We start from the raw sequence: 16157 nt of genomic DNA on the forward strand, positions 1-16157 counted from the left end.
ACCAAAAGATTTTGTACCATTATCTATGGATGGCACAGATTGGATAACAAAAGAAGTAGTACCGGCAATTATATTTTTTGAAATTATAATATTAAACGCCCGCTTAATGTGAATTTAAGTAAGGGCGTTTTTATAATTAGGTAGTCTTTTTAAAATTATTTAATCCTTTCAGAAAACTTTCTAAGTCAGTTGGAGAGTAATTTTTTTGTGCAGCTTTAATATCTTTAAGAGGTGGCATGCCAAAACACCTGCTGCAAAAATAAGTGCCGATACTCTTCTGATATTAATAGATTCTAATAAAGATCTAATTCCATCTTACGTTAAAATTTTAATATTTCTTTTTTGTACAATAATATTTTATCATAAATTTCTAACGTATTAGGTTTGAGACTTTAGAGATAAATTATACATAATATAAAATATTTAATGTATCTTATATGATTTAGTTATAATATGAGTAGTCTGAAAATGAAATAGAATTTGTACAAAAATGATAACAAATATAGTTTGATATAATTTATAATTACAATGTAAATATTTACAGGATGATTATAGTGTATCATGAAATGGAGGAAATATGAGTTCATATATTTTTGAAACAATTGAGCATGAAGAGAAATATCCAGCAAAGGTGTTCGTAACATCAATTGAACATTCTAGTTTTCATTGGCATTATGATTATGAATTAATTCTAGTTTTGAAAGGATCTTTAATAGTAAATGCAAGTCCTAAGATAACGATTTTGGAAGCAGGGGATATTGTGTTATTAAATTCAAAAGCAGTACATGAATTACAACGTACTAAGGAAAATAATTTATGCTTATTTATTCAGATGAATGAGAATTTATTCAAAAATACAAAAGATGATAATAGATCGTATTATTTTTACTTAAACAGCAAGCTTAATGATAAAAAGCCTAAGAACGGATACGATGCATACGTTACTAATGCTGCCAAAATTGGACTTGAGAGTCAGAATGATGAAATATTTAACACTTATCGGGTAAAATCTTTAGTTTATATGTTAATAGCGGATTTATTTGAATTCACATTATATGATATTCATCAAAAGGCTGTAGATTTGAAAGAAACAGAAAACACAGAATTGCTCATGCAGGTAATAAACTTTATCCAAAAAAACTGTACAAAAGATACAGTATTAGATGAACTATATAAATTTATAGGCTTGTGCGAGAAATCAGTTTATCGTTTCTTAAAGGCAAACATTGGATTATCTCCTAAAGATTTAGTACTTAGCAGTAAAATAGAGGCTTCTAAATATATGCTTAAGTTTTCAAATAAGTCAATTAGCTTTATAACAAATGATTGTGGCTTTTATTCTGAAAGTACCTTTTACAGAGCATTTAAAAAAGAAATAGGTGTGACTCCTGCTGAATACCGAAAAAGTGGGGCAAGTTTAAATGCGGATCCTAATGTACAAGGCTATTTGCGTTTTGATTTTAAAGAATCTATTAATTTATTAGAAAAATATTGTAAAGGAGATATGTAAAAATGAAATGTACTAAATTAAAAAGATTATCTTATACTGAAAAGGCAAAGGAAATAATTAACTCTTTAACTTTAGAAGAAAAGGTTTCCTTAATGGGTGGAAATGTTACTCTTAATGATATGCTCTCTGATTTGAGAGATGCTGATGAGCAAAAACATTATAATAGTTATCCTTATCCAGCAGGAGGAATAGAGAAGAAGAATGTGCCTCCTATGCTTTTCTGTGATGGCCCAAGAGGTGTAGTTTGTAGTGCAGGAAAAAGCACATGTTTTCCAGTATCAATGCTTAGAGGTGCAACATTTGATACAGCATTAGAAGAAAAAATAGGTAATGCTATAGGTAAAGAAGTTCATGGGTATAAAGGTAACTTATTTGCAGGAGTATGCATTAACCTTCCATATAATCCAGGCTGGGGAAGAAGCCAAGAAACTTACGGTGAAGAATCTTTTCATTTAGGGGAAATGGGACGAGCATTAGTTAAAGGTGTACAAGACGAAAATGTAATCGCATGTGTAAAACATTTTGCCTTTAACCAAATGGAAATTTCCAGATTTAAAGTAAATGTTGAATGTGATAAACGTACTGAAAGAGAAGTATTTCTTCCTCATTTCAAGAAATGTGTTGATGCAGGTGCAGCAGCTATTATGAGTTCTTATAACTTATACAAAGGAACTCATTGTGGACATCATGATTACTTATTAAATCAGGTATTGAAAAAGGAATGGGATTTTGATGGATTTGTTATGAGTGACTTTATCTGGGGAGTCAGAGATACGGTTGAAGCAGCTAATGGCGGACAAGATATGGAAATGTGCTGCACTCAGTTTTTTGGAGATAAATTAGTAGAGGCAGTAAAAAATGGACAAGTAAAAGAAAGTAAAATTGATGAATCTGCATTACGTATCGTGCGTACATTGCTAGCATTTGAAGATGCTTATTCAAATGAATATGATGAGAGCGTAATTGGATGTGAAGATCATATTAAACTTGCACTTCAGGCAGCAAGAGAGGGGATTACATTAATTAAGAATGAAAATAATGTATTGCCATTAAGCAAAGATAAAGTAAAAAAAGTTGTTGTGTTAGGAAAGTTAGGAGATAAGGAAGTAATCGGAGATCACGGTTCAAGTCAGGTAAGACCAGCTTACGTTATAACACCATTACAGGGAATTGCAAATGCAGCGCCTAAAGCGCAGGTTGTATATTATAATGGGGAAAATTTGGAACATGCAAAAGAATTAGCTAAAGATGCAGATGCAGTTATATTTGTAGTTGGATATAACTATGACGATGAAGGTGAATATATATCAGAAGATGAATTTGAATCTTATACAGGAGCAGTAGGTGGAGATAGAAAAAACTCATTAGGTCTTCATGAAAATGAAATTAAATTAATACGGGAAGTAGGTCCTGTTAATACCAATTCTATAGCTGTGTTAATTGGTGGAAATATGATAATGATGGAAGAGTGGAAAGAAAGCGTTGGAGCTATAATGATGGCATATTATCCAGGTATGGAAGGCGGAACTGCAATAGGAGAGATTATATTTGGAGATGTTAATCCAAGTGGAAAACTACCATATGTAATTCCATTTAAAGAAAGTGATCTTCCACAAGTAAATTGGGATACAACATCTCAATGGTATGATTACTATCATGGATATACAAAGTTAGAAAAGGAAGGCATAAAACCATCTGCTCCATATGGATATGGACTATCTTATACTAAGTTTGATTTTAGTGATGCAAAGTTTGATGCATCTGATGATAGTGTTATCGCTAAATGTACTGTTAAAAATATAGGAAAAATGGCAGGGGATGAAGTTGTACAAATGTATGTCGGATTCAAAAATTCATCTGTAGAGAGACCTGTAAAATTGTTAAGAGGTTTTGCTCGTGTAAATTTACAGCCAGGAGAAAGCAAGGAAGTTACAATAAATTGTCCTAAAGAGGAACTTTGCTGGTATAATCCCAAAACAGAACAAATGGAATTAGAGAAAATGGAGTATGAGGTGTATATAGGAAGCAGCAGTGCAGATTCAGATCTACACATGGAAAAAGTTACATTGTAACTGTCTCAAATACAAATGAAATGACAGAGTGAAAAGTATTAGTTTAATTACAGTTAATATTAGTTGGTTGATTAGTTAATATTAACTGTACATAAAAATATAATTACTTTACTCTGCCATATCAAGCCATATTTTTATAATATATAAGTTTTAATTAGAATTCAATGCTTTTTGAATAGGAATTATTGAAAACTCAAAAAAGTTTCAGCATTTATTATTTATTGACAAATGTCCATCATTAATTAGAACATATATATATTTTTGGAGTAATCGTTTAATTACTTTATATGTTGAGTACTATGAAAGGAATGAGTATTTTTATGGAAGAAAAAATTAATTTAAAAGAAAAGATTTCTTATTCAATAGGTGATGTAGGATGTAACTTTGTATATGTACCAATTACTTCTTTTTTGATGATATATTATACTAATAGCGTTGGACTTGGAGTGGCAGCAGTTGGAACACTAATGCTGATAGCGAGACTTTTAGATGGTGTAACAGATTTATCAATTGGAGCACTTATTGATAAAACTAATACAAGGTGGGGGAAAACAAGACCTTGGATTTTATGGAGTGCACCATTTATGGGAATCGGTTTGATATTATTGTTTAATGTTCCTATGGGTCTCAGCGATGGTGGAAAGCTGATTTATGCATATATCACTTATATATTTTTAGTGTCAATTGTATACACAGCATCAAATTTGTCATATTGTACATTGCTATCAAGAATATCCAGCAATATACAGGAACGTTCAGTTTTGAGTTCAATTCGATTTGTTTTTGTTATTTCATTTACTATTATATTATCAATGATTACAAATCCATTGGTTGAAAAATATGGGTGGTCAAAACTTTCAGTTATTTATGGAATAATTTCATGTGCATTTCTATTCATAACATTTGCATTTACCAAGGAAAGAAATCAAGATGAAAAGGGAGAAAAATTTAAGTTAAAAGTAGGGATTGGTTCCTTGATGAAAAATAAATATTTTTTACTTATAGCGATTATGTTTATTATTATTTATACAGATATGGGGTTATTCTCAGGAGCTACTCTTTATTATACAACCTATGTATTAAATAATGCTAATTTAATGGGGATGCTTACTTTAGCACTTTATGCACCTATGATAGTTGGATTTGCACTTTTACCTAAGTTTATAAGTAAATTTGGTAAATGGAAAGTTATGATGTTCGGTTTTCTAGTGAAATTAGTAGGTGTTATTATTATGGCAATTAATCCTGCTTCTTATGAGCTTGTTATGGCAGGAAGTATTATAAAAGGGTTTGGTATGGCGCCTTTAATAGTTGGGATTTTCGCAATTGTTGCAGATGCAGTAGATTATGGAGAATGGAAAACAGGAATACGTGCAGATGGATTAATCAACAGTTGTGTAAGTTTTGGAATGAAATTAGGAGGTGGTCTTGGTACTGCAATTCTCGGATGGGTTCTTGACTTTGGAAAATATAATGGAACAGCTACTGTACAGACAGGTGCAGCAATAAAGGCAATTAATATTTCATTTATATACTCAGGGATTGTATTTACCATAATTGGATTAATTGTAATGTATTTTATAAATATGGACAAGTTTTCAAATAAGATGGTAACTGAACTTAATATTAAAAGAACCTCTAGATCTATAGAATTAAATTAATTCGCCAAATGTCTTAAAGCGAGGTTTAGTTAAGTCAAAAAGTGAGTTTTATTGCTTAAAAAACTTGTGCATTAATAATTAATCAAAAAAGATAAGTAATAATCTTAGTAGATTTCAAAGGTCACGCTTCGCCTCCACCATAAAACTCACTAAAATCTAATTTTTGGATTTCAGTGGGTTATTTTTATCAAAATACATTTCTACTGTTACATCAATATGTAAAAAAGACTATTTTATGGTAAAATGGTTTCTAGAACAACGTAGTTGGATGATTTAAATATTTATATATTATAGAGTAGTGGACAACTTGAGTTTAACTGAGCAAAATAATGTTGATATCATATTTTATGAGTAATGGAGAGGTATAGATGAAAGATTATATCAAATTTATCACTGAAGCATGGAGAGAATTTGTTTCTACGGGGCAAGTTAATTCAAAGGTTAGACGAGAAATTAGAGACTCATGGATAAGGTGTAGAAAGTATGGAGTAAATCCTAATAATGGAAATGGGAATGTTAAACATCCTAATATAGGTGAGTTGATCAATAAAAATAGTGAACTTATTTCTGTTGCCAGACCAGTTATAGAAAGTATTTATAGTATGGTTTGTGGATCGGGATTTGCCTTATTTTTAGCTGATAAGGCTGGGTATATAATAGATGTAATAGGTGATAAAGATATAATGGAGAGAGCTGAGGGATTAAATTTCCTAAAAGGTGAATTGTGGTCAGAAAAAGTAGTTGGAACTAATGCTATAGGAACGGCTTTATATCTTAATAAGCCAGTTCAAACAATTGGAGCAGAGCATTATGGGATAAACCAACATTCTTGGACGTGCTCCGCGGCACCAATATATGATGAAGATGATAATTTAATTGGATGTATAAATATGTCAGGTAATTATTACAATGCTCATTCTCATACTTTAGGCATAGTAACAGCCGCAGCTCAGTCAATACAGAAACAAATGAAATTAGCTACTTCATATAAATTACTTAATATAACTTTTGAATCTATATCAGAAGGTATGATAGTTATGAACGAACGTATGAAGATAAAAAGAATAAATGGACGAGCACTAAAAATTTTAAATATATCTTTAGAAGAAGCAATGAATATGGATATTAATCAGGTTTTAAGTGGCATTGATTTTCATAAGCTTATTAAAGAGGAAAACAAGTTTTTGCATAATTTAGAGTGGGATTTTTCCATAAATAATGACATAATAAAATGTGTTATAAATATACTCCCATTAAATAAAAATGAGAAAAGTAGCGGCATGGTAATAACTTTTACAGAGGTCGAAGTGGTACATAAACTTGTAAGTAAATTTGCAGGATATAAAGCTCAATATGAATTTAAAGATATAATAACCAATAATTTAGAAATGAAAAATATGATAAGTTTTGCTAAAAAGGCTGCAAAAAGTGATTGTAATATTTTGATTCAAGGAGAAAGCGGTACTGGTAAAGAATTAATTTCGCAATCAATACATAATTATAGTAATCGAGCAAAAGGTCCTTTTGTTGCAGTAAACTGTGCTTCAATACCTAGTGAACTTGTTGAAAGTGAATTATTTGGATATGAAAAAGGAGCTTTTACAGGTGCTTCGAAAGAAGGACATCCAGGTAAATTTGAATTGGCAGATGGAGGAACAATATTTCTAGATGAGATTGGAGAATTACCTTTAGATATTCAAAGTAAGCTTCTCAGAGTCTTAGATAATGGGAAAATTGTAAGAGTTGGTGGAACTTATGAGAAGCAATTAAATGTCAGGGTTATTGGGGCTACTAATAGAATATTAAAAAATGAAATAAGTAAGCAAAATTTTAGGGAAGATTTATATTATAGATTAAGTGTAATGGAAATAAAGACAATTCCACTTAGGAAAAGAAAAGAAGATATAGATTTGCTTGTGAATGAGTTTATACAAAAGTTAAATATAAAAAATAGAAATAAAATTATAAGTGTAAAACAATCATATATAGATGAATTAAAGAAACATGATTGGGATGGAAATATAAGAGAACTTAAGAATGTTGTTGAACGAGATTATTATTTAAGTGAAGATGAAATAATGAATATAGACATGAATAATTTAGATTGTAAGAATACAATACAAACTCTGCATCAAGAACACCTAAATCAAGAGGATATTAAAATAGTTAGTCTTGATTTATTAGAAGAGAATGCTATAAGGGATGTTATAAAAAAATGTGATGGAAATCTTCAGCTAACATCTAAACTGTTAAAGATAGGAAGAGCAACTTTATATAGAAAGATAAAAAAATATCATATAGATGTATCAAAATGAGAAAAGAAGAATGTGTGTATCAAAATGAGAATAAAAAATGTATCATTTTGATACATTTTTATTTTGTAGTTTAATAGTTTTTTGTAAAGTTGTATTACATATAATAGATAAAATCTAATTATATCAAGCAAATAACCTAAATAACACAAAAAGTTATGAGTTTATTCATAACTTGGTATGAAACTTGCTCAATAAGTATATGTGAATTAATTAACAATTTATTTAAGGAGGAGTTTTAAGATGAAAGCAGCATTATGGTATGCAAAGAAAGATGTTAGAGTAGAGGAAATTGAAGAACCTAAGGTTACGCTTAATGGTGTAAAGATTAAAGTAAAATGGTGTGGAATATGCGGATCAGATTTACATGAATATTTAGGAGGACCTATATTTATACCGGTAGGACAACCCCATCCATTAAGTGGCACAACAGCTCCAGTAGTTCTAGGACATGAATTTTCAGGAGATGTAGTTGAAGTTGGCCATAATGTAACTAATTTTAAGCCAGGAGATAGAGTAATAGTTGAACCTATAGTTGCATGTGGAAAATGTCCGGCATGTCTAGAAGGAAAATATAATTTATGTTCATCATTAGGTTTCCATGGACTTTGCGGAAGTGGTGGAGGACTTGCTGAATATACAGTTTTCCCAGAAAAATTTGTACATAAGATACCAGATCAAATGTCTTATGAACAAGCTGCCTTAGTTGAGCCAATGGCGGTAGCATTACATTCAATTAGAATTGGTGATTTTAGAACAGGTGATACTGCGTTAGTACTAGGATCTGGACCAATAGGACTTGCAACTATTGAGTGCTTAAAAGCAGCTGGTGCAAAATTAATAGTAGTATTACAAAGAAAATCTATAAGACAAGAGTATGCTAAAAGGGCAGGAGCAGATGTAGTATTAGATCCTAATGAGGTAAATATAGCAGAGGAAGTTAAGAAGCTAACTAATGGATTAGGAGTTGATGTGGCATTTGAAACTACAGGAGCTCAAATAGGTTTTGATACAGGTATAGATAGCTTAAAGTTTGAAGGAACTTTAGTTGTAACTAGCATATGGGAAAATGATGTTAAATTCAATCCTAATGTATTGGTATTTACTGAAAAGAAAATTATTGGAACATTAGCATACAGACATGAATTCCCAGCAACTATGGCTCAAATGAAAGATGGAAGAATAAAAGCAGAAGGATATGTAACCAAGAAAATACATCTAGATGATATAGTTGAAGAAGGTTTTGGAGCATTAACAGGCCCAGAAAAGAAGAAACAAGTTAAGATATTAGTAACACCAGACAAGGAACTTGTATCTAAATCGTAATATATATGGAATTTACAATTAGTAATAGAGAGATTAGTTAGTGCTTATAGATAAAGTATATTCTCACAAGAACAAAAATTATACTAAGAGTCAGCTGAAGAGAAAATAACAGCTGAATCTTAGTATACTTGGTTAAATTAGGAGGAACGTAAATGTATAAAATAGTGAACAAAAAGGAGCTTACAAATAATATATTCTCAATGGATATAGAAGCACCAAGAGTAGCAAAATCTGCAAAGCCTGGGCAATTTATTATCATAAAAAATGATGAGAAAGGTGAAAGAATTCCTTTGACTATAGCTGATTATGATCAAGAAAAAGGAATAGTAACTATAGTTTTTCAAACTGTAGGAAAAGGAACGAAACAGTTAGCTTCTTTTAATGAAGGGGATCATGTAGCTGACTTTGTTGGACCATTAGGTGTACCAAGTGAATTTATACATGAGGATATAGAAGAATTAAAGAAAAAGAATTTTATCTTTGTGGCAGGTGGAGTTGGTGCAGCACCAGTTTACCCACAAGTAAAATGGATGCATGAACATGGAATAGCTGTAGATGTTATTTTAGGAAGCAGAAACAAAGATTTACTAATATATGAAGAAAAACTAAAGACTGTTGCTGGAAATTTTTATGTAACAACTGATGATGGTTCATATGAATTTAAGGGAACTGGATCAGATATGCTTAAAGAATTAGTTAACAATCAAGGTAAGAAATATGATCATGCAATTATTATTGGACCAATGATAATGATGAAATTTACTTCTATGCTAACTAAGGAATTAGGAATTCCAACAACAGTAAGCTTAAACCCAATAATGGTTGATGGTACAGGCATGTGCGGTGCTTGCAGAGTTACTGTTGGAGGAGAAGTTAAGTTTGCTTGCGTTGATGGGCCAGAATTTGATGGACATCTAGTAAATTACGATGAATCAATGAGAAGACAAGCTATGTATAAAACAGAAGAAGGAAAGGCACAGTTAGAAGTTGAAGAAGGAAATACTCATAGTCACGGTGGCTGTGGTTGCAGAGGTGATAAATAATGGACATGAATGAGAGATTAGTTAGAATACCAGTAAGAGAACAAGATCCAAAGGTTAGAGCAGCAAACTTTGAAGAAGTTTGTCTTGGATATAACGAGGAAGAAGCAACTAAAGAAGCTTCTAGATGTTTAAACTGTAAGAATCCTAAGTGTGTAGAAGGATGTCCAGTATCAATCAATATACCAGGATTTATTTCTTATGTTAAAGATGAAAAATTTGAAGAAGCTGCAAAAGAAATTTCAAAATACAGCTCACTTCCAGCAGTTTGTGGAAGAGTATGTCCACAAGAAAAGCAATGTGAAGGAAGATGCGTTTTAGGAATAAAGGGTGACTCAGTATCTATTGGTAAACTTGAAAGATTTGCAGCAGACTGGGCAGCATCACATAATGTTGATTTAAGTGCAACAGAACCTAAAAATGGAATTAAAGTTGCAGTTATAGGAAGTGGACCTGCAGGACTTACTTGTGCTGGAGATTTAGCTAAAAAAGGATATCAAGTAACTATATTTGAGGCACTTCATAAAGCGGGAGGAGTTTTAGAATATGGAATTCCAGAATTCAGACTTCCAAAAGAAAAAGTAGTTAAAAATGAAGTTGAAAACATTAAGAAGCTTGGTGTTAAAATAGAAACTAATGTTATAGTTGGCAGAACTATAACTATAGATCAATTGTTTGAAGATGAAGGATTCAAGGCTGTATTCATAGGCTCAGGTGCAGGGCTTCCAAGATTCATGGGAATACCAGGGGAAAATGCAAATGGAGTATGCTCAGCAAATGAATTTTTAACAAGAGTAAACTTGATGAAGGCAGCAGTAGAAGGATATGACACTCCAGTTAGATCTGGTAAAAAAGTTGCAGTAGTAGGTGGAGGAAATGTTGCTATGGACGCAGCAAGAACTGCCTTAAGACTTGGATCTGAAAGCCATATCGTTTATAGAAGAGGTGAGTCAGAACTTCCAGCAAGAGTAGAAGAAGTACATCATGCTAAGGAAGAAGGAGTAATCTTTGATGTATTAACTAATCCAACAGAAATCTTAGTAGATGAAAATGGGTGGGTTAAAGGAATGAAATGTGTAAGAATGGAACTTGGAGAACCAGATGCATCAGGAAGAAGAAGTCCAGTTGAAGTTCCAGGTTCAGAATTTGTTATGGATGTAGATACTGTAATAATGTCACTTGGAACATCACCAAATCCATTAATTTCATCAACAACTCAAGGGTTAGAAATTAATAAGAGAAGATGTATCGTAGCTGAAGAAGAAACAGGTCTTACTACTAAAGAAGCAGTTTATGCTGGTGGGGATGCAGTTACAGGAGCAGCAACAGTAATCTTAGCTATGGGGGCTGGTAAGAAGGCAGCAAAAGCTATAGATGAATATTTAGAGTTAAACGTATAATACATTTGACAAATAAAATAAATTTGATGTATATTATATTTAATAGATTTCAGAAAAGAGAGGTATTTTTGTGAGTGTTTAGTATCTAAATAGTTAAGTTAATATTAATTCAAAAAATAAGAGGTTTTATATCTTTTATTTGCTATAGAATTAATTTGTACTATTGAAGATACAAGTCCACGAATTTACTTTATACAGAGGTAATAGAATTACCTTTATTAATTGTTGAATTTTAAGCTGTGGAAGTATCCATGGCTTTTTTATTATTTAAAACTAAAATTTGGAGATCTATAAATAATTCGTAGGCTTGTAATGTAATATGGTTTTAGGAGAGGATTATTATTATGAATAAAGAAACTTTAGAAAAATTACATTACTATGAGCTTAAAGAAATAGTAAAAGAATATTGCGTAAGCGGATTAGGCAAAAGATTAATTGATAAATTAGAACCTAGCAGTAATATAAAAATTGTAAATCAAATGTTAGATGAAACTACAGAGGGAAGAAGACTATTAGATGCTTCTTACACTATTCCATTAGAAGGAATTTTTAATATCCTCCCATTTATTGAGAAAATTGAAAAAGGTGCTTCTTTGGAAGCAGAAGATTTAACCATAATATCTAATTTTCTAAGAGGCTGTAGAAAAGTTAAAACTTTTATGAAGGATAAAGAAGGTTATGCTCCGACTTTAAGTGCTTATGGAGAAAATATTTTTGATTTAGAGTATATTGAAGATGAAATAAATAGATCAATCAGGGGAAGCAGGGTAGATTCTAATGCCAGCAAGGAGCTTAAGAGAATAAGACGACATATTGATATGTGCGAAGGTAAAGTAAAAGAGAAATTAGATAAATTTCTTAAAAATACTCAAAATAAAGAGTATATTCAAGAATTTTTTATAAGTCAACGAAATGGTAGATATACAATTCCAATCAAGGCATCCTATAAAAACTTTGTTCAAGGAACTATTATTGAAACGTCTTCTAAAGGAACTACTGTTTTTATGGAACCAGATGTTATTTCAAGATATACAAGTGAGTCAAGTATTCTGCAGGCAGAAGAAAGTGTGGAAGAATACAAGATATTAGCTGCATTAACAGAAATGCTATTTGAAAGAATAAAAGATTTAAAATTGAACATGGAGGTAATATCAGAATACGATATGATATGGGCTAAAGCTAAGTACAGTAAAGCTATAAATGGAAGAAAACCTAAATTAAATGAATACGGATATATAAAAATAATTAAGGGCACCTATCCTTTCATTAAAAATAACATTCCTTTAGATTTTGAGATTGGAAAAAATTATAGAAGCTTAATAATAACAGGACCTAATGCAGGTGGAAAAACTGTAGTGTTAAAAACAATTGGACTATTGACATTGGCAGTGCAATCTGGATTCCATATAGGAGCTGAAGAAGGAACAGAACTTTCGGTATTTAAAAAGATATTTGTGGATATAGGTGATAACCAAAGTATTGAAAATGCATTAAGCACATTTTCATCACATGTAAAAAACTTAGCTGAAATTGTTAAGGAAAGTTCAAAATCAACCTTACTTTTGTTTGATGAGATTGGAAGCGGAACAGAACCTAATGAAGGCTCCGCTTTAGCTATTGCAATACTTGAAGAATTATATCATAAGGGATGTATAACTATAGCAACTACACACTATGGAGAAATTAAGAATTTCTCAAAGATGCATCCTGATTTTGAAAATGCAGCTATGGAATTTGAAAAAGAAACTTTGCAGCCTTTATATAAACTTAGGATAGGAAAAGTAGGCAGCAGCAATGCCTTATATATTTCTAAAAAGATGGGATTAGATGATTCTATTATTAATAGAGCAAGACAATATTTTGATAATAAAAATTATAATTATTCTTTAATTGAGGAAAGTAAAGTTATGAAGAATAAAGAACCACAAATTAAGGAAGATTTTTATAAATACTCAGTAGGTGATAGAGTCATTCTTTTAGATAATAATGAATCAGCTATTGTGTATAAAGAAATAGATAAATTAAACAATGTTACTGTACTATATAATGATGAATTGATTGAAGTAAATTATAAGAGAATAAAGCTAGATATAAAGGCAAGTCAGCTATATCCAGATGGTTATGATTTAAATCAGTTATTTGTAAGTTTTAAAGAACGAAAACTTGAGAGAGATATTGAAAGAGGTTCTAAAAAGGCTTTAAAGAAAATGAGAAAAGAATCAAAGGACCAAAATAATTCTCGAAAATAAGGTGATGAAATAAAATAACAAGTCAAAAGCTGGCAAATGGACTTGTTATTTTTTTGATTGTGCCTAAGCCTAAGTATCAACTTGAAATTTATTATAAATATATAGGCTGTGTTTAGCAATCTAAGCTTTTTTCAAGTTCATGAATTTGCTTACTATAGATTTTTCAAAAATAGTAAATATTAAATCTATCTTTGAAAATTGAATAATTTGATATTTACATGTATATTATAATTACTTACTAGTAATATAATATTTACTTTAGAAATTAAAAAGGAGTGGAATCAAATGCGAATAGGATGGATAGTTGTCGTCATAGTTTTAGTATTTGCTGTATTTAGAAGTTTAAAAACTCATTTCATATGCTCTAAATGTGGTGAAAATTTTAAAGTAAGTGTTTTAAAATATATCTTTGCGCCTCATTTATCAGGTAAACGTATGGCTAAATGCCCAAGCTGTGGATATGCAGAACTTTTAGTGCCGAAATGTGATAAAAAATAATAAACTATATGTCTTTTATAATATTTGTCTGTACGTTTGATATTTGTTCTTTAGATTAATACATAAAGTATAATTATAAAACTAAGTATATTAAATACTTTAAAAAAGGGAGGATAATAAAATGAAAATAACAATGTATGGGACAGCAATTTGTCCAGATTGTGTTGAAGCAAAAGTTATTTTAGAAAAACATAAAGATATAGAATTAGATTATAAAAATATTATAGAGAGTACTAAAATGTTAAAGGAATTTTTATCTTATCGTGATAATGATAAAATGTTTATTAATGTTGTTAAAGAAGGAAAAATAGGTATCCCATTTTTTATTTTAGAAGATGGAACAAAAACATTAGACATATTTGATTATTTAGACATAGAAAAGCCTAATAAGGTTGTAAATAGTTGCTCTATTGATGGTAGTGGTAAATGCTAATATATGTTAACTTATAGTGGATATTAAAGGGTCTACAAAAGAATTACATGTTCTCTAATATGGGACATGTGGAGACCGTAGCCATGTTGCAACGGCGAAATATCTGATAAACAGCAGGCCGACAGTTTTATGAAGCAGCTACATTTTGAATAATCTTTAAAGAGATAAAAAAGATGACATCGGGGTCAAAAATGGGAATTTTAAGCTTTTTTAAGTAAATCAAATACAAATTTTGAAATAAAAAACGCCGCTGAAATACTCGCTTCAAATTAAAAAATTAAAGTAGATGACGTGCATTGATTAGATAGATGCCTATTATTAATTCTGTATAAATGTTAGAGAAATTGATACTAGAAGAACGAAAATCAAAAGAAAGAAGAAGAACACAATTAAAAACAATTATGAGATAGCGTATGCTATCTCTTTGGTATATGAATAATTATTTTTGTTTAACTGGTATCCACACTTCAACTTCACAGTCTGCTGGATTTCCATTTAGTAGAATTTCTGCAATAGGATTTCCACTGTATTCATAACTATATTTTTCAGTAAGGATTTCTTTGAAGGCTTGCTCTTCAAGCTCATCAAAAGCTAAACGAGATAGTCCACCTTTTCCTTCAATTACTAGATATTTTCCTTCAGGAAATAAAACTTCTTCGCTTTCATCAACTACAGGTTGTGATGATTTAACACCTGCATAGTAGAAAGTATTGCTTCCATCAGTTGTCACTGCTGCATAACCATAGTTACTTTCAGAAATTGTTCTAAGTAAAGACATCTTTCCACTTTGAACTATGCTCTTAAAAAATTCAGTTTTTTGATCAGAAAATTGTTTTAAGTCATTTTTTTCTGAACTTTTTAATTTTGTTTTAAAACATACCAATCGAAAAGCTTCTTTTTCTTCAATTTTGAAATTATTCATTTTAAATCTCTCCTTGTAACAATTATTTGGAATCTTATTTATGTCTATACTTTATCATAGCAATTATGACACAAGTATGTCATAATTAAACTCGAGGTGAATTTTTTAATGAAAATAGAACGTCTAATTGCAATTATTATGCTTCTTTTAGAAAGAGAAACCGTACCAACTAGTGAACTGGCAGAAAAGCTGGAGGTAAGTAGGAGAACTATTTTCAGAGATATTGATGCTTTAAATATTGCCGGAATGCCTATTATGGTAACTAGGGGGGCTATGGGTGGAGTAAGTTTGATGAAATCTTACAAAGTTGATAAAAAATTATTTACTCCTAAAGATGTTCAAAGTTTAATAACTGGCTTGCAAAGTTATAATCAGCTATTAGAAAATAAGGAAATCGCCAATACGCTTATAAAATTACAGAGCATGACAGATGAAAATGATTTATTAAAGCAAAATAATGATAATCAAAACTTTCTAATAGATTTAGAACTTAATGAGGGAAACCGTTCGCTGCGAAGTGTATTGAAAATTATAGAAAGAGCAATGAATGAAAAAAGATATTTATTATTCAGTTATATAGATAAAAATGGTGAGCAGACTTCACGTAAAGTTGAACCTTATAAAGTAGTATTTAAGGAAAGCAAATGGTATTTGCAAGCCTTTAGTATTGAACGAAATGATTATAGGATATTTAAGTTAGCTAGAATGAATGAGGTACGCGTATCAGAAGATAA

General features: G+C 30.6%; 12 protein-coding genes. 11 read left to right on the top strand and 1 reads right to left on the bottom strand.

Features of this window, described 5'->3' with window-relative positions:
• Positions 1 to 577 precede the first annotated feature (577 nt).
• From CLOBL_RS23695 to CLOBL_RS23740, 10 genes are all read left to right on the top strand, one after another.
• Entirely contained in the window at positions 578 to 1510 is a 933-nt protein-coding gene (locus CLOBL_RS23695) for an AraC family transcriptional regulator (RefSeq protein ID WP_077861274.1), read from the top strand.
• Positions 1511 to 1512: 2 nt separating this feature from the next.
• A complete protein-coding gene (locus CLOBL_RS23700) occupies positions 1513 to 3582 on the top strand; it encodes a glycoside hydrolase family 3 C-terminal domain-containing protein (protein ID WP_077861275.1) in 2070 nt (689 codons plus the stop codon).
• Positions 3583 to 3902: 320 nt separating this feature from the next.
• A complete protein-coding gene (locus CLOBL_RS23705) occupies positions 3903 to 5243 on the top strand; it encodes a glycoside-pentoside-hexuronide (GPH):cation symporter (protein WP_242953905.1) in 1341 nt (446 codons plus the stop codon).
• A gap of 368 nt (positions 5244 to 5611) precedes the next feature.
• Positions 5612 to 7558 (top strand): sigma 54-interacting transcriptional regulator, encoded by a 1947-nt coding sequence (locus tag CLOBL_RS23710; RefSeq protein WP_077861277.1) that lies wholly within the window; start codon positions 5612 to 5614, stop codon positions 7556 to 7558.
• A 240-nt stretch (positions 7559 to 7798) separates the two neighbouring features.
• Positions 7799 to 8881 (top strand): 2,3-butanediol dehydrogenase, encoded by a 1083-nt coding sequence (locus tag CLOBL_RS23715; protein ID WP_077861278.1) that lies wholly within the window; start codon positions 7799 to 7801, stop codon positions 8879 to 8881.
• 152 nt (positions 8882 to 9033) lie between these two features.
• Positions 9034 to 9924: a sulfide/dihydroorotate dehydrogenase-like FAD/NAD-binding protein gene (locus CLOBL_RS23720; RefSeq protein ID WP_077861279.1), complete on the top strand. Its 891-nt coding sequence runs from the start codon at positions 9034 to 9036 to the stop codon at positions 9922 to 9924.
• Positions 9924 to 11321 (top strand): NADPH-dependent glutamate synthase, encoded by a 1398-nt coding sequence (gltA, locus tag CLOBL_RS23725; protein ID WP_077861280.1) that lies wholly within the window; start codon positions 9924 to 9926, stop codon positions 11319 to 11321. Before CLOBL_RS23720 ends, gltA begins: the two co-directional genes overlap by 1 nt.
• Before the next feature lie 344 nt (positions 11322 to 11665).
• Complete coding sequence (locus CLOBL_RS23730) at positions 11666 to 13570, top strand: endonuclease MutS2 (protein ID WP_077861281.1); 1905 nt, start codon at positions 11666 to 11668, stop codon at positions 13568 to 13570.
• A gap of 285 nt (positions 13571 to 13855) precedes the next feature.
• Complete coding sequence (locus CLOBL_RS23735; RefSeq protein WP_077861282.1) at positions 13856 to 14068, top strand: hypothetical protein; 213 nt, start codon at positions 13856 to 13858, stop codon at positions 14066 to 14068.
• Between the two features lie 121 nt (positions 14069 to 14189).
• Complete coding sequence (locus CLOBL_RS23740) at positions 14190 to 14501, top strand: glutaredoxin (RefSeq protein WP_077861283.1); 312 nt, start codon at positions 14190 to 14192, stop codon at positions 14499 to 14501.
• 439 nt (positions 14502 to 14940) lie between these two features.
• Here CLOBL_RS23740 and CLOBL_RS23745 read toward each other — a convergent pair whose 3' ends face one another.
• Complete coding sequence (locus CLOBL_RS23745; protein ID WP_077861284.1) at positions 14941 to 15423, bottom strand: GyrI-like domain-containing protein; 483 nt, start codon at positions 15421 to 15423, stop codon at positions 14941 to 14943.
• Between the two features lie 108 nt (positions 15424 to 15531).
• On the opposite strand from CLOBL_RS23745, the gene CLOBL_RS23750 reads away from it, so the two are divergent.
• On the top strand, positions 15532 to 16157 hold a 626-nt coding region (locus CLOBL_RS23750; RefSeq protein WP_077861285.1), incomplete at its 3' end, for a YafY family protein.

This window comes from Clostridium sp. BL-8, assembly GCF_002006495.1.
Taxonomy (GTDB): Bacteria; Bacillota; Clostridia; order Clostridiales; family Clostridiaceae; genus Clostridium.

Coding starts and splice junctions, on each gene's coding strand:
- CLOBL_RS23695 (WP_077861274.1), top strand. CDS start 578: ATGAGTTCATATATTTTTGAAACAATTGAGCATGAAGAGAAATATCCA.
- CLOBL_RS23700 (WP_077861275.1), top strand. CDS start 1,513: ATGAAATGTACTAAATTAAAAAGATTATCTTATACTGAAAAGGCAAAG.
- CLOBL_RS23705 (WP_242953905.1), top strand. CDS start 3,903: ATGGAAGAAAAAATTAATTTAAAAGAAAAGATTTCTTATTCAATAGGT.
- CLOBL_RS23710 (WP_077861277.1), top strand. CDS start 5,612: ATGAAAGATTATATCAAATTTATCACTGAAGCATGGAGAGAATTTGTT.
- CLOBL_RS23715 (WP_077861278.1), top strand. CDS start 7,799: ATGAAAGCAGCATTATGGTATGCAAAGAAAGATGTTAGAGTAGAGGAA.
- CLOBL_RS23720 (WP_077861279.1), top strand. CDS start 9,034: ATGTATAAAATAGTGAACAAAAAGGAGCTTACAAATAATATATTCTCA.
- gltA (WP_077861280.1), top strand. CDS start 9,924: ATGGACATGAATGAGAGATTAGTTAGAATACCAGTAAGAGAACAAGAT.
- CLOBL_RS23730 (WP_077861281.1), top strand. CDS start 11,666: ATGAATAAAGAAACTTTAGAAAAATTACATTACTATGAGCTTAAAGAA.
- CLOBL_RS23735 (WP_077861282.1), top strand. CDS start 13,856: ATGCGAATAGGATGGATAGTTGTCGTCATAGTTTTAGTATTTGCTGTA.
- CLOBL_RS23740 (WP_077861283.1), top strand. CDS start 14,190: ATGAAAATAACAATGTATGGGACAGCAATTTGTCCAGATTGTGTTGAA.
- CLOBL_RS23745 (WP_077861284.1), bottom strand. CDS start 15,423: ATGAATAATTTCAAAATTGAAGAAAAAGAAGCTTTTCGATTGGTATGT.